Raw genomic sequence first — 21,593 nt, forward strand, 5'->3', positions numbered from 1 at the left:
AGCCGAAGCTGCTTTTATACTAATTAAGTATTATTAACTTAATCTATTTTTAAGCCTGGGCTTAATGTTGCTGGCATGGCTACTTTTTCAAGCTCTACTGAAGCTACAGGGTATGCACAGTAGTCAGCTGCGTAGTACGCGCTTGCTCTGTGATTGCCTGATGCGCCAATACCACCAAATGGTGCAGCGCTAGACGCACCCGTAATTGGGCGGTTCCAGTTAACAATACCGGCACGAATACGACGTAAAAAGTGGTCGTAATCGGCTTCATTATCGCTAAGTAAACCGGCAGATAAACCAAAGCTTGTGTCGTTTGCTTTATCAATTGCGCTGTCAAAGTCGTCAAAGCGGAACACTTTTAAAAGTGGGCCAAAATGCTCTTCGTCTGGGAAGTCGCCAATTGCTGAACACTCAATAATACCTGGTGTTACAAAGCCTGTATTTGCTGTGTGCTCTAGTTCTACAAGGACCTTACCGCCAAGCTCAACAAGCTCGCTTTGTGCTTTAACCATACCTGCTGCTGCCGCTGATGAGATCATAGAGCCCATAAATGGCTGATCTTCATCGTCGTAGTTACCTACTTTAATGGCTTTAGTTGCAGTAATTAGGCGCTCTAATATTGCATCGCCTTTACTACCTGTTGGTAAAAATAACTTACGAGCACAGGTACAACGCTGACCGCTAGAGATAAATGCTGATTGCACAATATCGTGTACAACGGCTTTAGTATCTTCAACGTCAGTAATAATAAGCGGATTATTACCGCCCATTTCGAGAGCTAAAATTTTACCCGGCTGGCCTGCAAACTGTTCATGTAAAATATGACCTGTGCGCGATGAACCAGTAAAGAACAAGCCATCAATGCCTTTATGAGCAGCAAGGGCTTTGCCCGTTTCAACTTCACCTTGTACAAGGTTAATAACGCCTGCTGGTAAACCCGCTTTTTCCCACAATTTAAGGGTAAGCTCAGCCACTTTTGGTGTTAGTTCAGACGGTTTAAATACAACCGTATTACCCGCTAGTAACGCTGGCACAATATGGCCGTTTGGTAAGTGGCCCGGAAAATTATACGGGCCAAATACTGCTACAACACCGTGTGGCTTGTGGCGAATCATCGCGCGGCCCAATGGCATTGCATTTTCAACATCGCCCGTGCGCTCTAAAAATGCTTTTTCTGAAATGGCAATTTTACCAACCATCGCACCCGCTTCAGTGCGTGTTTCCCATAGTGGCTTACCTGTTTCTTGTGCAATGGTGACTGCAAGCTCTTCACTGTTTTCTTTTAATTGTGCTGCGAATGCTTTTACTATTTCTAAACGCTCAGTAAAGCTTTTATCAGCCCATGCGTAAAACGCTTCACGTGCAGCGCCAACAGCTGCGTCAACTTGCTCTGCAGTGGCTGATGATGCTTGCCAAATAACATCGTTATTTGCTGGGTTTACTGAGTTAAATTCTGAGCCTTGGCCTTGTGACCATTGACCATTAATAAATTGTGCAGGATGAGTCATATACTTTCTCCTAAATTAAACTGGGGTTGCGCTAACAGTATCGCCCGTTTGTAATTGCAGGGCGTCGGCTACTTGTTGTGATAACACAACGGTTTTAGCGCGTTCGTCGAAACTCATTGATGCAACGGTCGCTCTAAAGTTTTCGAGCTTGTCGTTTGCTAATAACACCATGGTGTCGCCCGTTTGCTCTCCAATTTCAACAATAAAGTCGTGTGAGTTACGTACTGTAGCAATATTATCTACTTTTGCTTCAACTGTTGGACCTGCGTCAAAAATATCAACGTAGCCGTTAAACGTGAAGCCTTCGCTTTTTAATAATTCAATCGCCGGGCGAGTATTGTTGTGAACTTGACCGATTACTGCTTGCGCATCTTTACTCAATAAATTGACGTAAATTGGGTATTTAGGCATCAGTTCAGCAATAAATACTTTTTGGCCAATACCCGTTAAGTAATCTGCTGTTGGGAAGTCCATTGAGAAAAAGTGTTCTTCTAACCACTTCCAAAACGGGCTATTGCCGTTTTCATCAGACACACCGCGCATTTCTGCAATAACGGTTTCTGCAAAGCGTGCTTGGTGTTGTTTAATAAACATAAAGCGTGCTTTAGACAGCAGTTTGCCGTTACAGTTTTTGCGATAGCCGTCTTTCAAAAACAAGGTGCACAGCTCTGTTGCGCCAGTGTAGTCGTTACATAGCGTTAAAATATCAACCGCTTTGTAAACATCTAGTGTGCGCGAAGAGTGAATCACTTTACTTAAATGGTAATGATAAAACGCATCATCTAAGCCCACAGCGGCTTCTATAGCCGAGGTACCTACTACTTCACCTGTTTCGCTATCTTCAAGAACAAACAAGTAGCCTTCGTCACCGGGTTGTGACGTTTGTTTAGCAAATGAGCTTACTGAATGGTCAATCTTCTTTTGTAATAGCTCTTCGTTTAAAGGCAAAGATGTAAAACCATGGCCCGATTCGTGGGCGATTGTCAGTAATGCTGAATAATCATTTTGCTGGATTGGGCGAAGGATCATCATGAGTCCGCTTGCTCCCTTATAAATAACGGTAAATAAAATTCGTAGGGCAAACAATGTTTGCCCTCGGTAGATTGGCTAAAACAGCTTATGCGTTTACTACGCTTGCAACTGCTTTTTCAAAACGTGCCATACCTTCGCGAATATCCGCTTCTGGGATAACAAGAGACGGTGTAAAACGAACAACATCAGCACCTGCCACTAATGACATTAGACCTTGTTCAGTACCGGCTACTAAAAATTCTTTAGCGCGGCCTTTGTATTGCTCATTCACAACAGCACCAATTAACAAACCTTTACCGCGAATTTCGCTAAATACGTTGTATTTTTCGTTTACCGCTGCAAGGAGTTCGTTAAATAAAGCTGCTTTTTCTTTTACACCAGCAAGTACGTCGGGTGTGTTAACAGTATCAAATGCGGCTTCGGCAACAGCACACGCAAGCGGGTTACCGCCGTAAGTAGAACCATGAGTACCTACTTTTAGATGCTGTGCAATATCTGTTGTAGTCAACATTGCGCCAATTGGGAAACCGCCACCTAATGCTTTTGCTGAAGTTAAAATATCAGGTACTACATTTAAACCTTGGTATGCGTACAAGTCACCTGTACGGCCAACACCTGTTTGCACTTCATCAAAAATAAGTAGCGCATTGTGTTTAGTACATAAATCGCGAACTTGCTGAGCAAACTCGTCAGTTGGTGAAACAATACCGCCCTCACCTTGCAGTGGTTCCATCATTACGGCACATGTTTGGTCGCTAATTAGCGCTTCAAACGCGGCTAGATCGTTGTAATCACAATGTACGATGTCACCCGGCTTAGGACCAAAACCATCTGAGTATGCCGCTTGGCCACCAACAGTTACAGTAAAGAATGTACGACCGTGGAAACCTTTGTTAAATGCAATAATTTTTGATTTTTCTGGGCCAAACTTATCAAGTGCAAAACGACGCGCTAATTTAAGTGCGGCTTCGTTTGCTTCTGCGCCAGAGTTAGCAAAGTAAACTTTTTCACCAAAAGTGGCATCAACCATTTTTTTAGCTAGGCGAAGCGCCGGCTCATTAGTCATAACATTTGATAAATGCCAAATTTTTTCGCCCTGTTCTTTTAATGCACCTACTAAAGCAGGGTGACAGTGGCCAAGACAGTTAACAGCAATACCACCAGCAAAGTCGATAAACTCTTTGCCTTGTTGATCCCATACGCGAGAGCCTTCGCCTCGAACAGGAATTACGCTTGAAGGTGCGTAGTTAGGAACCATTACGTGATCAAATAATTCGCGATTGACTGTCATTTTATTTCCTCTTAATTGTGATCTACACAAAGCATAAATAAGTGTTTGATTAAAAATATTAACCAAGCTTTTGAGTACGTTCAGGTGTCTGTTGGGTACAAAAAATTGCTTTGTGGTTCAATTTTCAGACGCCCATTATTTCAGAATTAGTGGTAGCTGTCTCGTTAAAAACTTTCATGTAACCCTTGAAAATAAAGGGCTTAAGATATTATTTCATAGATAGTGAATAACTATTTGCATACCTAAACACACTTATTTTTTATCAACTAACCGCATCAGTAGTGACCTGCATAGGCTTTTACCACTAAATAACTTTACGGATGAATCAGTGGGAATGAATGAATAGTCGTAAAAAAATTAACAAAAAATTTAATTTTTTAGTCAATTTGAATAGCAAGATTGGTAAAATTGCTTGTTTGAAGGGTTTTTAGTTCCGTTTTAGTGAACTGAAAATACGAAAACCACGCTGCCGTTTCGTCGGGCTCAATTAGTTGGTGTTCTTTTAAAATTAAATACTGGGAGTAACACCGCGCTTTTAGCATGACCTGCGTTAACGGTAAGGCACTATCGCCTTTATTTACGCCATTTTGTAGCTGTTCCATCACGCCTTTAAATGGCAAATATTTAAAGGCCATTTTGTCGATGACTCGCGCACTGACCTGAATTGACTTATTGCACAGCAGTGTAGTTAAAAATAAAGGGTCGGGCTTTAGCTCTAATAATGCTGTGTGAAGGTCTTTTTGGTTTTCTTTACGTGCTATTTGTACTTTTCGTTGCCAAACCTGCTCAAAGGTTTTTAAGTACAAACGTACTAACGTAATACGCCCTACATCTAATAACATACCCAAGGTAAATGCGTGTATCTCGTTTACGTCGTTTATTTCTGCAATTTTTTGCGCGGCAATGGCGTTGGCCATTGCGCTGTCTCTGAGCCTACGTTTTAGTAACGAAAAAGGCTCGGTACTATGGGGCATCCAATGGCGAACTGCAAATGTGGGAATCACTAACTGTAAGTTATCAAGCCCTATGTAACGCAGAGCAAGTGCGGGGCTGTCTACTTTTACCGCGGTATTTTTTTTACTACGCTGGTTTCGGTAATACGGGAGGTTAACCAACGTGACCAATTCGCGCCCTAGCCAGCTTAAATCGTTTACTAACGGCTCTAAACGGCCAACTGAGGCCGACTTTACAGCTAATATATCTAAAATAGTGGCAACGCTGTCTTCAATCCCTATTGTGGTTTGAATCACTGCGTCCATATCTTCGAGCTGTTTAAATATAGCTGTTTCAATTACTTTATGAAGCTGTTCGCTGGCTTGTGCACGGTACTTATGATGAGCGGTACTTGTTTGCTTACGCTTTTGTTGCGCTGACACTTCAACCTGCAACAAGGTACGCTGCTTCATAGGCTCGCCGTAATCAATATCTAAGGTATGAATAAACCCAATTTGCTGATGCGCAAAACTATGACCCAACAGCAAATCGTGTGCCCGTTGATCAAGTATTTTTGCTGTACGCTGTTGTTGTGCAAGTTCAGTCATAGTGCTCGTTAAATAGTAAGTATTGAATACGTTCAGTGCTATTAGACTAGAAGCGAGTTAAAAAGTTATCAAGTAGCGTTAATCCCTGCTCGGTTAGAATAGCTTCAGGGTGAAACTGCACCCCTTCAATTGCTAACTCTTTGTGTTGCATGCCCATTATTTCGTCAAACTCACCTTGCGGTGTTTGTGTCCACGCTGTTATTTCAAGTTCGTTGGGCAACGACTGCGCTTTAACCACCAGCGAATGATAACGACAAACCGTTAACGGATTAGCTAATCCTTTAAAAACACCTTTATTGGTGTGTGTTATGGGAGATGTTTTCCCATGCATTACTTTTTTAGCGCGCACTACATCCCCGCCTAAAGCTTGGGCAATCGTTTGATGTCCCAAGCAAATCCCTAATATAGGAAATTGGCCTTTTAAGTGTTCAACTACACTTAACGATATACCAGCTTCATTCGGTGAGCAAGGACCCGGAGAGATAACTATATGCTCCGGATTAAGTTGTTTAATTTGCGCAATGCTCAACTCGTCATTACGTTTTACTAATACGTCTTGATCCAATCGCTGAAAGTACTGCACTAAGTTATAGGTAAACGAATCGTAGTTATCGATCATTAATAGCATGTAATTAAGTACTCAATAAAGGTAGTTATCGGGAGTATTTAGGCGTGTTGCATTCTAACCCAAGCCGTTATGAGTGTCAGTGATTTGCAGCTAGATAAATAGTAATTCCCTCTTTAGCATGACGTAACACTTACTTACCCTATTAAATTTTTGATGCGAGTGGTTGAATTCCCCTTATTTAAACCCAAGCTCATTAAGTGACAGCTTATTTTGTGTAAGCTTATTTTGTGTAAGCTTATTTTTTACTAAGGAGCGACTATGTTAGGCGAAGACCATTCATTAACAAACGACTTTCCTGAGCACATAAACACGATAAATACGTTGAACAAAAGTGATGCTGACTTTGCAGAAAAAGCCGAGCAGTACAATAAACTGGATAAAGAAATAAGAATATTAGAATTGGACGGTGCGCCTATTAGCGATGAGCAAATGCACCAGCTAAAACACGACCGCTCTGAATTAAAAGATTGGTTGTATCAGCGTTTAATAAGCGCACAATAAATATAAAATTCCAAAAACAAAAAAGAGTTCGCCATTTTAAAGTGGTGAACTCCTTGTTTGTCTTCAATGAAACTTTATACGGTGTATAACTAGGTAATAAACTCTATAACCAACGCTCAAATTGCGTTAGCTATATTGCTAGCTGTAATAACTTTAAATCGAGTGCATCTATTAGCTGTTGATTTTTAGCGTCATTCAATGCATCTGCGTGAGGGGCTGAAAAGCACTCAGCGTCATTATCAAAGTAAAGCCCTGTTGAATTACTAAACTCATCGCTTAGTGCAGCGCGGCAAAATATATCGGCACCTAACTTTAAATCGCCGCCATTAAGGCCGTATGCGTCTTTAACCATTTTGCTGCCTAGTAGCGACTTAGGGTTAACCGATACCACCAATGGACCATTACCCTTAAGTTTTATACCCATATGACGCGACCACATTGTAATTGCCAATTTGCTTTGTGCGTATGCTGCGTTATCTGACAAAAAGCTTTGCCCAATCAGTGCATCTAGGTTGACTGTTGCTTGCGCCGCTGACGACACATTAACAATTCGCCCTTGGGTATCAAAAAGCGGTAATAGTAAAGTTGTTAATAAATAAGGCGCTAATGTGTTTACTGCAAATCGTGCATCAAGACCATCTGCAGTTTCAGGGTTGTCGAGCTTAAACACACCTGCATTATTAATAAGTACATCTAAGTGTTCATGGTCGGCTGTAATTTGTTTAGCCAGATTACGCACCTGCGCCATTTCACTCAAATCAGCCACGTAAGTTTGTGTGCTTGCTTGCGGATAATCGTTATTGAGTAAAGTGTGTACTTTATTGAGCTTTTGCGCATTACGCCCGTGAAGAAGTACGGTATGACCTTGCGCTAGCAGCATTTTAGCCGTTTCAAACCCAATGCCATCTGTTGCACCTGTGATTAAAATTTTTTTGTTCATACCTAGCTCCATGTTATGTAATACAGCGCTTACACATTTAACGAATTACGATTGTGAAATAATAGCATTGCCATCTTTGAATGATAATTAGACCGTTGTTGAATCAGTTTATAGAAAATATTAATAAAGTGACGGAGATAGCAGTGAATGTTTTTTAATCATTTATTTGAATTTTGAACAATTCATAACTATTGTTTTTAAACTTCCTTAATAGTAGTATTTATCATATAAATATATTTTCGAGAAACCACATGAAAGTTTTAGTGACTGGCGGCATGGGTTACATAGGTAGCCACACATGTATTGCATTACATGAAGCAGGCATTACACCTGTAATTTACGATAACTTATCTAATGCGAGCCCTCGTGTACTTGATCAACTCGAAAAAATTACAGGTACACGTTTTGAATTTATTTTAGGTGATATTCAAAACGAGCAGCAGTTTAAACTTGCGCTTAAGCACACTCAGGCTGAGGCTGTATTTCATTTTGCAGCATTAAAAGCAGTAGGTGAATCGACCGAGCAACCACTACGTTACTACCAAAACAATGTATCGGGCACATTAAGCATGCTACAAAACATGCAAGATGAAGGTGTTAATCATATAATTTTCAGCTCATCGGCCACTGTTTATGGCGAGCCAGACTACCTGCCTATTGATGAAAAGCACCCAATACGCGCAACCAATCCTTATGGTTGGACTAAAGTCATGGTAGAACAAGCCATGCAAGATGTATGTAATGCCAACAGCAACTTTATGGGCATAGCACTGCGTTACTTTAACCCAGTAGGCGCACATCCAAGTGGTTTATTGGGCGAAAGCCCAAATGGTATTCCAAATAATTTAATGCCATTTATTGCTCAAACTGCGGTAGGTAAACGTGAGGTAGTTAATATTTTTGGTGACGACTACGATACCGAAGATGGTACTGGCGTGCGCGATTACATTCACGTTTTAGATTTAGCTAAAGGCCATGTAGCGGCATTTATGCAACATAAATCAGATACCGCCTTTCATGCATACAACTTAGGCACAGGCCAAGGTTATTCAGTGCTTGATATGATCAACGCATTTAGCGCATCAGCAGGTAAAGCTATTCCGTATAAAAGTGCACCGCGCCGTGCAGGCGATATTGCCTGCAATTACGCTGATGCCACAAAAGCGCAAAACACCCTTAACTGGCACGCAGAACTAACACTGAGCGACATGACCAACGATACATGGCGCTGGCAAACTAATTACCCAAGTGGGTTGGAGAGTTAATATGGCTTTATTAGAAAGTACTCACAGACGTAAAAACCCGCTAACGGGGCGCTGGGTATTAGTTTCACCGCATCGTAATAACCGCCCATGGTTAGGCGCAACCGAAGCCGTTAACGAAACAGTATTGCCAAAGCATGACGAAAGCTGCCCGCTTTGCCCAAGCAATACACGAGCAAATGGCGACAGCAACCCAGACTACAAATACACCCATGTTTTTAAAAATGACTTTGGCGCACTAACGCCCAATGCCAGCGAACAATCACAAAGCGTAGAGTCAGATAGCGATTTATTTATTGCTGATGAAGCAAGCGGCGAATGCCGCGTAATTTGTTTTTCGCCAGAACATAACAAAACATTACCAGAGCTTGAGCACGATGCCCTGCATGCCGTAGTAAAAACGTGGAAAGACAACTATACCGAGCTTACACAGCAATACGAGTGTGTTCAGGTATTTGAAAATAAAGGCGAGATCATGGGGTGCTCGCAGCCCCATCCGCATGGCCAAGTATGGGCGCATTCGCACCTATCTACCGAAATAGAAGCCGAAGATACTCAGCAGCGTGCTTATTTTGATAAACACGGCACTGCTATGCTTGCCGACTATGTAAAAAAAGAACAAGTCGATAAAACCCGTGTCGTATTTGAGAATGAACACTGGCTTGTTGTGGTGCCTTTTTGGGCAGCATGGCCATTTGAAACCTTACTAGTAACTAAAGACAACATTCAAAACTTTAGTCAGCTTAGTGATGTACAAACCTATTCACTCGCTCAGGCATTAAAAGTATTAACCACTAAATACGACAACGTATTTAACTGCAGCTTCCCTTACTCTATGGGGTGGCATAATGCTCCAGCAAATCGTGGCTCTGATGAGCAACACTGGCGCTTACATGCACACTTTTACCCGCCACTACTTCGCTCTGCCACCGTTAAAAAACACATGGTTGGCTACGAAATGTTAGGCGAAAGTCAGCGCGATTTAAGCGCAGAAACAGCCGCGTCTATTTTAAAAGCAGCAAGCACTACACACTATAAAAATACAGCAGGACACACAGATGAAGCTTAATGAATTTCAACACCACTTTTTATCACTGTACGGTGCCCCTGCTCAGGGTATTGCAGCTGCACCAGGACGTGTAAACCTAATCGGTGAGTTTACTGACTACAACGACGGCTTTGTATTTCCGTGCTCATTAGAATTTCGTACCCAAGTGATGTTTAAAGAGCGCGACGATAATACAATTACCGTGCAGTCACTCAATTACCCAGGCGAGCAAGACAGCTTTAACGTTGACGAACCGATTAGCGAAGGTCAATCGCAATGGGGAAATTATATTCGCGCCGTTGCATTCGTATTAAAACGCGCAGGCCACACCTTACGCGGTGCTGATTTACTTATTGATAGTAACTTACCCCAAGGTAGTGGTTTATCATCATCGGCAGCATTAGAAGTGGCTGTGGGTGGTATGTTTAACCATATTGCACAGCTTGGTTTAAGCGAAGAAAAAATTGCACTACTAGGCCAAGAAGCTGAAAACGACTTTATGCATTGCCAGTGTGGCATTATGGATCAGCTCATTTCGGCAAAAGGCGAAAACGGCCACGCATTACTAATAGATTGCGAAAATTTGGCAACTAAGTCTGTGAAAGTGCCTGATGACTTAAACATTGTTATTGTAAACTCTAACTACCCACGTAAATTAGTAGACAGCGAATACAATCAACGCCGTATTGATTGCGAACAAGCGGCTGAAAAAATAGGAGTTAAAACACTTCGCCAAGCAACGATGGCTAAGCTAGATGCTGTTAAAGCACAACTTAGCAATAACGAATACAAACGTGCGCACCATGTAATTAGCGAAAACGACCGTGTTATCGCCGCAACTACAGCATTACAAGCCAATGATATGGAGCAACTTCGTGAATTGATGGCTGCATCGCACCAATCACTTAAACACGACTTTGAAGTAACGGTACCCGCAACGGATGGCTTAGTAGAAATATGTAAAGAAGCCATGGGTGAGCGCGGCGCAGTGCGCATGACCGGCGGTGGTTTTGGGGGAGCAATAGTGTGTTTATGCCGCGATGCAGAAGTACCGCTAATTAAAGCCGCCGTTGAAAAACATTACTTTGAACGCTTTAACTTATACGCAGATATTTATGTGTGCTCAGCAGGTTCAGGGTTACAAATAACGTCTTTTTAAAAGTAGGTATCAATATGGCAAAGGTTAACTGGGGTATTATTGGGTGTGGCAATATTGCTCACACCTTTGCTAAAAGCATTGCGCATTGCGCTGATGCTCAGCTTATTGGCGCAGCCTCAACTAGTGAGCAGCGCGCAAACGAGTTTGCCACACATTATTCAATTAAAGGCTATGAGAGCTACCAAGCCCTTATGCAATGCCCAAACATTGATGCTATTTACATTGCAAACACTCACGACCAACACTTTCAAAGCATCGCCCAATGCTTGATGCATAATAAGCACGTACTAAGTGAAAAACCTATTACCGTTAATGCACAGCAGTTAAAAAACTTAACCGCACTGGCCAAGCAAAAAAATTGTTTTTTAATGGAAGGAGTGTGGATGCGCTTTTTACCCGCCATTATAAAATTAGAGCAGCTACTAAGCGAAGCAGCTATTGGTAAAGTACATACCGTGCAGGCCAACTTTAGTTTACCCGGCACCTTTGCCAACACCCACCGCTTAATGAACCCAAATACAGCCGGTGGCGCTTTGCTTGATTTAGGGATTTACCCGCTATCGATTGCTGATGTGGTTTTTAATAAAGCACCTGAAAAAATCAGCTCATTTGTGCATAAGGCAGATACAGGTGTAGATGCGCGAAATATTACCATGCTCGATTATGGTAATGGTCAGTTCGCACAACTTAGCAGCGCACTTGAGCAAAACGGTCCAACCGAAGCATGTATTACCGGTGAATATGGCTTTATACGCATACCTTGGTTTGTAGGTGCAAAAGGTCTTGAGCTTCATATTAATGGGCAAGCTATTCAACATTTTGACTATCCATTTAGTGATGATGAAAACTTTAAATTTGAAATTGATCACGTTACTGAGTGCATATTAAATAAACAAATACAAAGCTCTATATTACCACTGAGCACAAGCTTACGGGTTATGACGATGATGGATAGCCTAAGAGACCAATGGCAGATTGAATATAGCGCGACTGTCGAATCTCATGACATAAATAAAAATACACGCAACAAGGATACACAATGACAACAACACACCGTTTAAAAACGCTTTCAAAAGCAATGTTATTAGCCACGGCCAGTTTAACAACCGGTGCGGTATTTGCCGAATCAAATAAGCCTGAGCAACTTTATCCGCCAATAACCAGCGAAGTGCTCCCTGAATTAGCAGCTAAAGGCACCTATAAAGTAGGTGTAAAAACCCTAGACTTAGTTAATCCAGCGCAGTTTGATCCCACAACGCAAAGCCAAAAAGATCGCCCTTTAAAAGTTGAAGTGTGGTATCCAGCAGATAGTAAAGCAAACAAACCACTAACTAGCTACACAGACATAACTCGCTCAGGCAAACAATTTACCTTACAAGCCGATGCACAGCGTGATGTTGATATAAGTAACGCCGATAACTACCCAGTTGTAGTGCTTTCGCACGGTTATACCGGCTACCGCACAATTATGTACTACCTTGGCGAGCACTTAGCCTCGCATGGCTACATAGTTGTTGCACTTGATCACACAGACTCCACAAACGCCCATGTAGATTTTAAAAACGCGCCCTTTGCGGGCTTTTTTAGCACCTTGATTAATCGCTCACGCGATCAGCAATTTGTGATTAATTATTTTAACGAACAAAGCAACTTTGCAAGCGAGCAAGTAGATCAAACTAGCGCAGGTGTTATTGGCTACTCTATGGGTGGATTTGGTGCGGTTAATACAATTGGTGGTTGTTATGCCTTTAACGAGCAAACTACAGCCATGTTTACGGGAATGACTGACCCTGCTCAAATTAAACAAGTACAGCAACTACTTAATAGCTGTGCAGGCGGGCAATATCAAAGCCCGCAAGTAGACCCTCGTATAAAAACAATGGTGGCTATCGCACCTTGGGGTGGACAACATAACTTATTTGACGCTAAAGCAATGAAAAACATTAAAGTGCCTTCACTTTATATTGCAGGTGACTTAGATGATATTTCTGGTTTTGAAGGCATTAAAAATCTTTACAACCAAACTGGCAGTGCCGACAAGTACATGCTTACTTATAAAAATGCCCGCCATAATATTGCACCGCACCCAGCCCCTGCTATTGCCCAAAGCAGTAGTGAATTAGATTTAGGTCATTACTACGAGCCATCGTGGTCATTGCGCACCATTAACGAAATAAATAAACACTTTGTACTTGCCATGATGGATTGCCATGTAAAAGACATAAGCAGCCAGTGTAAGTACTTAGATTTACCTCAAAATGGCGACCAAGCCATTGTTGATGGTAAGCCACTACCACAATGGTATGGCTTTGATAACCGCTTCTCATCAGGTATGGATTGGCAACAAAGTAAACCTCGTAGTAAGTAATACTTAATTTAAGCGGCTATAAAACTTGATAGCCGCCTTCGCCTTAAAACCAGACTGAAATAAAAACCTTTTATATAAATGAGTTAACACACAATATAAAAATGTTTGTTTTTTAATCGGCTATTTTAAGAAAAAACCATTGCCATTAACCTTTGTTAAAGGCAATCTAGTCATATATAAGATAAGATAAATAACACAAATATCATGTCAAAATACATACTCTCAATTGATCAAGGAACCACAAGCTCTCGGGCCATCTTGTTTACAAAAGATGCAGACGTTTTTGGGTCAGCACAACAAGAATTTTCACAGCATTTTCCAAAAAACGGTTGGGTTGAACATGACCCAAACGATATTTGGCAAACCGTGCTTAGCACAAGCCGTGAAGTGTTATCTAAAAACGACGTGAAGCCTGATGAAATTATTGCTATTGGTATCACCAACCAACGCGAAACAACCTTGGTATGGAACAAAAAAACCGGTAAGCCAGTGTATAACGCCATTGTTTGGCAAGATCGCCGTACCAGTGATTATTGCGAAAGCCTAAGCACTGACGAACTTTGCCAAACGATTAGCGACAAAACAGGCTTATTGCTCGACCCTTATTTTTCTGCCACTAAAGTACGCTGGATTTTAGACAACGTAGAGGGCGCACGTGAACAAGCCGATGCTGGCGAACTGGCCTTTGGTACCGTTGATACTTATTTATTATGGCACCTAACAGGTGGACAAGAGCATCGCACCGATGCCACTAATGCCTCGCGCACCATGTTATTTAATATTCATACACAGCAATGGGATCAAGAGTTACTCGACTTATTTGGTATTCCTGAATCTATGCTTCCACAAGTAATGGATTCAGCAGACGAGTTTGGCTCAACCAGCGAAGATATTTTTGGCGCGCCAATACGCGTATGTGGTATTGCAGGCGATCAGCAAGCTGCGCTTGTTGGTCATGCTTGCTTTGAACAAGGTATGGCTAAAAGCACCTATGGTACGGGCTGTTTTTTAATGCTGAATACGGGCGAAAAAGCCCTTACATCTGAGAACCGCTTACTGACTACGGTTGCTTATAGATTAAATGGCAAACCCACTTACGCCATTGAAGGCAGCATTTTTATGGCGGGAGCCACTATGCAGTGGATTGTTGAAGGCTTAAAACTGTTGAGTCATGCAGGCGAAAGTGAATCACTAGTGAAAGATGTACCACTTGATCATGGGGTATTTTTAGTGCCTTCGTTTACAGGTTTAGGCGCACCCTATTGGGACCCTAACGCACGTGGTGCAATTTTAGGCTTAACACGCGACTCTGGTATTAGCACTATTGTTGCCGCAGCTTTGCAATCGGTGGGTTATCAAACCAAAGATTTACAAAAAGCAATGGAACGTGATGGACTTCGCCCAAGTGTACTACGTGTAGATGGCGGTATGGTTAAAAATAACTGGGTACTCACCTTTTTATCTAACATTTTAGGTGCAACCGTAGAGCGTCCAACGGTCACCGAAACCACCTCGTTAGGCGTTGCTTATTTAGCCGGCTTGCAAGCAGGTATTTACGAGTCAACTGAGCAACTCGCTAAAATGTGGACCTGTGACCGTCGTTTTGAGCCAACAATGAGTGCTGATGAACGTAATGATTTATACGCAAAATGGCAGCACTGTGTAGCGCAAGTTAGGCTATCTAGCGACGATTGCCAACAACAATAATGTATGCAGCCGCTAATAAAATTTAGCGGCTTTTAAACCAGGCCTAACGCTATTTAAAGGCGCGTTCTACGCAGTTTGATTTTAAAAAGATCAGGCTAAAAAATTTAAAATCAAAAAGCACGGTTAGCTATTGTCAAACACTAACGGTCGCTTTATGATGGTATATGTCTTATTTATATTACAAATAAAAAGGTTAGCTCACAGTGGAATTAGCAGATAACGAATACGACCTACTCGTCGTCGGTGGTGGTGTAAACGGCACAGGAATAGCAGCTGATGCAGCTGGCAGAGGTTTAAAGGTACTTTTGTGTGAACAATCGGACCTTGCTTGTGCGACATCGTCAAATAGTTCTAAGTTAATCCACGGTGGTTTACGTTACCTTGAGCATTATGAATTTAGATTAGTAAAAGAAGCTTTAGCTGAACGAGAAGTGCTGCTTAAAAATGCCCCTCATATTATGTGGCCACTTACTTTTAGATTACCACATCAGTCGCATTTACGCCCTGCATGGATGATCCGCATTGGCTTGTTTATGTACGACAACCTAGCCAAGCGCGAAACACTGGCTGGTTCTCGAGGTATTAAATTTGGCGAAAATAGCGTGCTAGAGCCATCTATTGTAAAAGGTTTTGAATACTCAGATGGATGGGTTGATGACTCTCGTTTAGTTATTTTAAATGCCCTTTCTGCACAAGAAAAAGGCGCTACCATTGCTACACAAACCAAATGTGTAAAAGCTAAACGTGAGCAAAATAAATGGCAGGTAACGCTTGAGCAACAAAATACTAAAAGTAAATACACTGTATCAGCTAAAGGCATTGTTAATGCAGCAGGTCCGTGGGTTGCAAAATTATTTGATGAAGCGCTAATTGAAAAATCACCACAAAATATTCGCCTTGTAAAAGGCAGCCACATTGTAGTGCCTCGCATTCACGACGAGAAAGAAGCCTATATTTTACAAAATAAAGATCAAAGAATTGTATTTGTTATTCCATTTGAAGATGACTATTCGTTAGTTGGCACAACCGATGTAGAGCATAACGGCGCAGCTCAAGATGTTAAAATTAGTGATGAAGAAATCGATTACTTAATCGATATTACTAACAGCTACTTTAAAAACCACATTAAACGCGAAGACATAGTTCATACTTTTTCAGGTGTACGCCCGCTACTAGATGACGAATCTATTAATGCGCAAGCCGTAACACGTGACTACAAGCTAGAGCTTTCAAGTGAGAGTAAACACACTCCATTATTAAGCGTATTTGGTGGAAAAATTACCACTTACCGTAAACTGGCAGAAGCCGCTGTTGATAAGTTAGAAGACTTTTATCCGCAAATGGGTAAAGCATGGACTAAACACAGTGCATTACCTGGTGGCGACTTTGATAATGTTGAAGCACTGACTCAAGAGCTTAAATCTTTATACAACTGGCTACCAGAAGTGACGTTGAAGCGTTTTGTGCGTACGTATGGCACACGTACAAAAATTATTTTAGGTAATGCCACACAACTCAGTGATTTAGGACATGACTTTGGCCATGGCTTATTTGCTGCTGAAGTTGATTACTTACTAAAACAAGAGTGGGCTGGTAATGCTTACAACATTTTATGGCGTCGCAGTAAACTGGGTTTACGTTTTAGCGATGAGCAGATTACAGTTTTAAATAATTATATTGAAACACTCAATTAATAAGCCGTTTCATTATCACTATTCCCCGTTTTCCCCTTTATGGCTAACAAATTATAAAGGGGCTTTTATTCTTAACTATTCAGCCGACTGATATAGGTAGTTAAACCCACTAAGCGTTGCCGATTTAATATCAAACTCACTACACTGTACCCCTATTTTTGTAAGCGCCTTGGTAAAACACGTGTTAAGTTGCTTAGTGCCAATAACCACAACCTGTGTGTTGCTAAGTAGTTGCCATTCACTTGCATAACGTGCTGCGCGTACATCGCTGCCAATTAGTACACCCGATAGGTATGCTTTAGCTTGAACAGGGGTTAATTCTTTAGACAGTTGGCGTGTTCGCACACTAAAAATACCATGGGCTAAATTTCCGCTATCACTACCCAATGTTAAATCGCAGCCTTGCTCAAACGCTTGCCAATCAAATTCACCTTCAGCGCAATCATCAGGAATTAATACGCTTTGATGACATAACAGGTCGTATAACTCACCGGTCATAGCGGTTTTAAAACATATTATTTTACCATTGTTAATTAGTACCCACTTGGTATGCGTACCAGGTAAACACAGTAAAATTTTGCCCGTTTGATACTGCTCGTTTTGTTTTAAAAAACCCAGTATTTGTAATTCTTCACCTCGCATGACATCAATTAGCGTGTTTTGTAACGTGCATTTTGTGCCTGGTAAGGCATTAATGGTGTGCCCTTCACATTCAAAGCTAACAGCAGCATCAAGCAAGCCTTCAGGGTTAATTGGGCACTCTAGATAAGGGGTTTCATGCCAACCAATCGTTGATGTAATTTGGCCTGCAATATAAATAGGTAGTACACCATATTGCGCTGTCCAAGGTGTAATTGCGTGAATGAGTGTTTGTTGAAAGTGTTGATTAACTTTTACAACGCCAGGCCCGTCACATTGATCAATTAACGTTAACTCACTGCCCTCACCTACTTTACACAAGTAAGCACGTAAATGACTTGTGCCCCAGTCAACGGCTATAAACAAAGTTGAAGTAGTCAAACTTTAAAGTCTCCCACCGTCAATTTTAATGCCTTGCCCGGTGATCATACTGCTTTCATCGGCGGCTAAAAAAAGCGCTAAATTAGCGACGTCGTCTGGCGTTACTAATTTTTTAAGCGCCATAGCTTCCATCCATTTTACTTGCTCTTCTTCGGTGAACCAGCTTGCTAATTGGCGCTCGGTTGCAACCCAGCCTGGTAATATGGCATTAACGCGAATACCAAACTCACCATAGTCACGAGCGAGTGCTTTGGTCATACCTATTAAACCCGCTTTGGCGGTTACATAACCTGCCATTTGCGGTTGGCCCATAATGGCATTGATAGAGCTAAAATTAATAATACTGCCAGCACCTTCTTGCTGCATAAACGACATAGCCACTTGAGAGGCAAAAAAAGCAGGATTTAAATTAATTTGTAAACACTGGTCCCAATCTTTAACCGTCACGTCTTCACTGGCTTGACGACGGTCGTTTGCCACATTATTTACAAGTACATTTACGCTACCAAGGGCAGCACACGCATCGACCAGTGACTTTTGCAAATCGTTCGAATCAGTGACATCAACTTGCCTGTACCATAAATTAGCATCGGGTAAATCGCTAATGAGTGCTTGCGCCGCTTCATCATCTATATCAATAAATGCTACTTTGGCTTGCTGTTTAACAAACGACTCAACCATGGCTCTGCCAATGCCTGACGCACCACCAGTGATAAAAATAACCTTGCCAGAAAGACTGTGATATTGAGCTTGAGTGTTCAAAATTAAATTTCCTTGCAGCATGTTTTCAGTTCAACTTAAACCCTTTAAAAACGATTACTTAGAGAAAAAGAGCCAAACCAAGTTGTTATTGCTGTGTTAAAATAATTAGCGATTTAAAAGTTTATACCATATCATTACGTACATTAATATGATATATGATATATAATTAAGCAATAATGAACTCGGAAATTCGCACGATGAAAACTCAACCTCGCCAAAATTTAACTCACCAACTAACCCATGATTTAGGGTTTGCAATAGTGCGGGGCGTGTATCCTGTAAGCGAAGGATTACCATCGGAAGCTGATTTATGCATTAAGTACAATGTAAGCCGCAGTGCAACGCGCGAGGCAGTAAAAATGCTCTCTGCTAAAGGGCTTATTTCATCGCGTCCAAAGCAAGGTATTCGTGTATTACCAGAAAGCAGTTGGAATATGTTTGATACCGACGTACTTCGTTGGATTTTAAGCAGCAAACCGTCACTATCATTATTAAAAGAATTTACCCAAGTACGTGTTGCACTTGAACCACAAGCAGCCGCGTTAGCCGCAATAAGCGCTACGCCAGAGCAGCTTGCAGAAATTGATAACGCACTTGCGCGCATGGCTGATGCCGATGAAGGGTTAGACGATCCGTTAGAAGCCGACATCGCCTTCCATACCAGTATTTTAGTAGCCAGCAACAACCGATTTTTTGTACAGCTGACTGAATTTATTAGTACAGCTCTTAGAGTTAGTATTCGTTACACTAACCATATTAAAGGTGTACCAGGCGCTGACGTAACTAAACACGCTGATATTTTAGACACAATAAAATCTGGGAATCCCGAGCGCGCTAAAAAAGCGGTCGAAACAATTTTAGAAGAAGCGCTAGAGCTCATCGAATCTAAACTCGATTGATGACTAAAAAAATATCTTTAAAAAAGGGAGCTACTTAGCTCCCTTTTTACTGCTTATTATATTTTAAGCTTTGCTAAGCTCAAAAATAAGTGATGTTTGCGGGAATGAAATTGGCATTTGTAGGCCAAACTCCATTAATGCTTCCCCCGTAAAGGTTTGCCCGTTAACGGCGGTAATAGACGAAGGGCGGTATTCTTCAAATTTAATAGGCCACACTAAATTAAGTGTGTACTGTGTATCTGCATCTAAACCAACAAAACGAAGCTTATTAGGCGCGGTACGCGGTGTTTCGCGTACACTGTTGTACGCAAATAACGCTTTTGATTTATGCTCGTCTATTAAACCAAAGTTAATAGATAAATCGTCACTATCTAGGCGGTATAAATCGGCAGTATGAATAAAGTCACGGTGCTCTTTATGCAGCGCAATAGCCGCTTTAAGCGCATTGTATTCGTGATCGGTCAGCTCACGTGGATCCATTTCAATTCCCATGTGGCCAAACATGGATACCGCAGCACGCATTTCAATGCTCACATTACGCCCTGTAATATGACAATCACGTGGGCCTACATGTGCTCCCATAACCGACGATGGGAAGAAGAACGAACAACCACGTTGAATTTCAAGACGGTCAAGCGCATCGTTAGAATCTGACGTCCATACACGGTCTGTGTGTTCAAGCACACCATAATCTACACGTGCACCACCTGACGAACAGCTTTCTATTTCAAGGCCTGGGTGCGCCGCTTTAATGCGATCGATTAAGCGATAAAGTGCCAGTGTTTGCTGATGTACCGCAGGCTTACCATCAAAGTTACCCGCATGGTTAATATCGCGGTTCATATCCCATTTAATATACTTAATTTTTGGGTACTCAACCAAAATATCGTCAATGGCTTTGTATAAATATTCAACCACCTCAGTGCGCGTTAAATCAAGCACAAGCTGGTTTCTAAAGCTCAGTTGCTCGTTATTTTCTGAGCCTAAGACCCAATCAGGGTGAGCGCGGTATAAGTCGCTATCTGGGTTAACCATTTCTGGTTCAAACCAAATACCAAATTCCATGCCTAAGCTATTTACATGATCGATGACTGGCGATAAACCATCTGGGTAAATTTCGTAATCTACTGTCCAATCACCTAAGCCTGCAAAATCACCGCGGCGACCTTTAAACCAACCATCGTCTAGAACAAAACGCTCAATACCTAATGGTGCTACTTTATCGGCTAACTGCTTAAGCGTATCTACATCGTGGTCAAAATAAATACCTTCCCAGGTGTTATAATGCACTGGGCGTGTTTTTTCGCGCTGTGCTTGGCTAAGTAAATTAGCCTTAACAAACTGATGAAAATTACGCGAAAGCGCGCTAAAGCCATCGCTCGAAAACGAGCCATAAATACGTGGGCTCTGATACGTTTGGCCTTTAGAAAGGCTTAGCTCGCCCGGTAATAATAACTCACCCATTTGCACATAACGGCGCCCTTCTGGTAGTAGTTCAGCGCGTAGCTTGTTGTTACCACTCCATCCTAAATGAAAGCCATAGCAATCACCGTGTTGCTCGCCTGCGCCTTCGCTATGAACTAATAAACCAGGGAATACGTCGTGCGATGTTTTACCTTTACGATTTTCGCGTACAAAGCTGCCTAACACTAAATCGACAGATTGACGTTGAAATTCGTTTGACCAACGCCCTTCAAAACTTACAATTTTGTTAACGCTATCGGGTAGCTGGAATGTGGGTGCTGCACAAAAATTAACGCTTAGTGGAGAATCACTTAAATTAGTTAATACCGTATGCGCGCTTAACACATTAGTGTTGTTATCAAGCGTAATACTATGAACGACTTCAATTCCACGTAATGTATCTTCACTTACAAACTCAAGCGTTGATGATGATGGCTGACGAACCTCTTTTAACTTCGGCCCTACAGACCAAGCAATAGAGTCGTTTACAAGCTCAAGGCCAGGTGCACCAGTAAAGCCCTCACCTAAAAGTGGAGAAAGAGAAATAGGCGCTTCTTCAACTGAGGCACATTTTACCTCTTGACGGGTAGCAAGCTGAGCAAGCATCAACTCAGTTGTTTGCTCTGATAGGCGTTTACCAAAATACAGTAACGCAGGTGTTTTACTTTGGCAGTTGAAAATAACGGTGCTGTTTACACTGTCTAATCGATAAAATGATTTAGTGTTGGCCATGATTTTCCTATCCTCTTATTCATTGTGTGAGTTATTA

The 21,593-nt window shown here is 41.8% G+C and carries 18 protein-coding genes; 9 read left to right on the top strand and 9 right to left on the bottom strand.

Going from position 1 to position 21,593, the window contains the following annotated elements:
• Positions 1 to 38: 38 nt before the first annotated feature.
• From astD to PMAN_RS13480, 5 genes are all read right to left on the bottom strand, one after another.
• Positions 39 to 1,508 (bottom strand): succinylglutamate-semialdehyde dehydrogenase, encoded by a 1,470-nt coding sequence (gene astD / locus PMAN_RS13460; protein WP_010557690.1) that lies wholly within the window; start codon positions 1,506 to 1,508, stop codon positions 39 to 41.
• A gap of 15 nt (positions 1,509 to 1,523) precedes the next feature.
• The gene (gene astA / locus PMAN_RS13465; RefSeq protein WP_010557689.1) at positions 1,524 to 2,540 is read right to left on the bottom strand and encodes an arginine N-succinyltransferase; all 1,017 of its coding nucleotides are present in this window, start codon (positions 2,538 to 2,540) and stop codon (positions 1,524 to 1,526) included.
• Between the two features lie 85 nt (positions 2,541 to 2,625).
• Entirely contained in the window at positions 2,626 to 3,831 is a 1,206-nt protein-coding gene (locus PMAN_RS13470; RefSeq protein ID WP_010557688.1) for an aspartate aminotransferase family protein, read from the bottom strand.
• Positions 3,832 to 4,208: 377 nt separating this feature from the next.
• The gene (locus PMAN_RS13475; RefSeq protein WP_010557687.1) at positions 4,209 to 5,372 is read right to left on the bottom strand and encodes an HDOD domain-containing protein; all 1,164 of its coding nucleotides are present in this window, start codon (positions 5,370 to 5,372) and stop codon (positions 4,209 to 4,211) included.
• Between the two features lie 46 nt (positions 5,373 to 5,418).
• Positions 5,419 to 6,000, bottom strand: coding sequence for an anthranilate synthase component II (locus tag PMAN_RS13480; protein WP_010557686.1), 582 nt, complete (start codon positions 5,998 to 6,000; stop codon positions 5,419 to 5,421).
• A gap of 258 nt (positions 6,001 to 6,258) precedes the next feature.
• Here PMAN_RS13480 and PMAN_RS13485 point away from each other — a divergent pair, with 258 nt between their 5' ends.
• Positions 6,259 to 6,501, top strand: a complete 243-nt coding sequence (locus PMAN_RS13485; RefSeq protein WP_006791291.1) for an HP1242/YdcH family protein — start codon at positions 6,259 to 6,261, stop codon at positions 6,499 to 6,501.
• 130 nt (positions 6,502 to 6,631) lie between these two features.
• On the opposite strand, the gene PMAN_RS13490 is transcribed toward PMAN_RS13485, so the two are convergent.
• The gene (locus tag PMAN_RS13490) at positions 6,632 to 7,441 is read right to left on the bottom strand and encodes an SDR family NAD(P)-dependent oxidoreductase (protein ID WP_010557685.1); all 810 of its coding nucleotides are present in this window, start codon (positions 7,439 to 7,441) and stop codon (positions 6,632 to 6,634) included.
• Positions 7,442 to 7,692: 251 nt separating this feature from the next.
• Here PMAN_RS13490 and galE point away from each other — a divergent pair, with 251 nt between their 5' ends.
• The 7 genes from galE to glpD all read left to right on the top strand — a co-directional run bounded on the left by galE (position 7,693) and on the right by glpD (position 16,679).
• Complete coding sequence (galE, locus tag PMAN_RS13495) at positions 7,693 to 8,706, top strand: UDP-glucose 4-epimerase GalE (RefSeq protein ID WP_010557684.1); 1,014 nt, start codon at positions 7,693 to 7,695, stop codon at positions 8,704 to 8,706.
• A gap of 1 nt (position 8,707) precedes the next feature.
• Entirely contained in the window at positions 8,708 to 9,772 is a 1,065-nt protein-coding gene (locus tag PMAN_RS13500; protein ID WP_010557683.1) for a UDP-glucose--hexose-1-phosphate uridylyltransferase, read from the top strand.
• Positions 9,762 to 10,910: a galactokinase gene (gene galK, locus PMAN_RS13505; RefSeq protein ID WP_010557682.1), complete on the top strand. Its 1,149-nt coding sequence runs from the start codon at positions 9,762 to 9,764 to the stop codon at positions 10,908 to 10,910. The genes PMAN_RS13500 and galK overlap by 11 nt, the downstream gene beginning before the upstream one ends.
• 14 nt (positions 10,911 to 10,924) lie before the next feature.
• A complete protein-coding gene (locus PMAN_RS13510) occupies positions 10,925 to 11,953 on the top strand; it encodes a Gfo/Idh/MocA family protein (RefSeq protein ID WP_010557681.1) in 1,029 nt (342 codons plus the stop codon).
• A complete protein-coding gene (locus PMAN_RS13515) occupies positions 11,950 to 13,278 on the top strand; it encodes an alpha/beta hydrolase family protein (RefSeq protein ID WP_010557680.1) in 1,329 nt (442 codons plus the stop codon). Before PMAN_RS13510 ends, PMAN_RS13515 begins: the two co-directional genes overlap by 4 nt.
• Positions 13,279 to 13,482: 204 nt before the next feature.
• Positions 13,483 to 14,985, top strand: a complete 1,503-nt coding sequence (glpK, locus tag PMAN_RS13520) for a glycerol kinase GlpK (RefSeq protein WP_033035268.1) — start codon at positions 13,483 to 13,485, stop codon at positions 14,983 to 14,985.
• 203 nt (positions 14,986 to 15,188) lie between these two features.
• The gene (glpD, locus tag PMAN_RS13525) at positions 15,189 to 16,679 is read left to right on the top strand and encodes a glycerol-3-phosphate dehydrogenase (RefSeq protein WP_010557678.1); all 1,491 of its coding nucleotides are present in this window, start codon (positions 15,189 to 15,191) and stop codon (positions 16,677 to 16,679) included.
• A gap of 75 nt (positions 16,680 to 16,754) precedes the next feature.
• Here the strand turns inward: glpD and PMAN_RS13530 are convergent, their stop codons facing one another.
• The gene (locus tag PMAN_RS13530; RefSeq protein WP_010557677.1) at positions 16,755 to 17,699 is read right to left on the bottom strand and encodes a 2-dehydro-3-deoxygalactonokinase; all 945 of its coding nucleotides are present in this window, start codon (positions 17,697 to 17,699) and stop codon (positions 16,755 to 16,757) included.
• Positions 17,700 to 17,702: 3 nt separating this feature from the next.
• Positions 17,703 to 18,461: an SDR family NAD(P)-dependent oxidoreductase gene (locus PMAN_RS13535; protein ID WP_010557676.1), complete on the bottom strand. Its 759-nt coding sequence runs from the start codon at positions 18,459 to 18,461 to the stop codon at positions 17,703 to 17,705.
• A gap of 197 nt (positions 18,462 to 18,658) precedes the next feature.
• Between PMAN_RS13535 and PMAN_RS13540 the strand changes: the two genes are divergently transcribed.
• Positions 18,659 to 19,360 carry a FadR/GntR family transcriptional regulator gene (locus tag PMAN_RS13540; RefSeq protein ID WP_010557675.1) on the top strand — a complete coding sequence of 234 codons (702 nt, stop codon included), beginning with the start codon at positions 18,659 to 18,661 and terminating at the stop codon, positions 19,358 to 19,360.
• Positions 19,361 to 19,423: 63 nt separating this feature from the next.
• Here the strand turns inward: PMAN_RS13540 and PMAN_RS13545 are convergent, their stop codons facing one another.
• Positions 19,424 to 21,556 carry an alpha-galactosidase gene (locus PMAN_RS13545; protein ID WP_010557674.1) on the bottom strand — a complete coding sequence of 711 codons (2,133 nt, stop codon included), beginning with the start codon at positions 21,554 to 21,556 and terminating at the stop codon, positions 19,424 to 19,426.
• Between the last annotated feature and the right edge of the window lie 37 nt (positions 21,557 to 21,593).

The sequence above is a fragment of the Pseudoalteromonas marina genome, from assembly GCF_000238335.3.
GTDB classification, from domain to species: Bacteria; Pseudomonadota; Gammaproteobacteria; order Enterobacterales; family Alteromonadaceae; genus Pseudoalteromonas; species Pseudoalteromonas marina.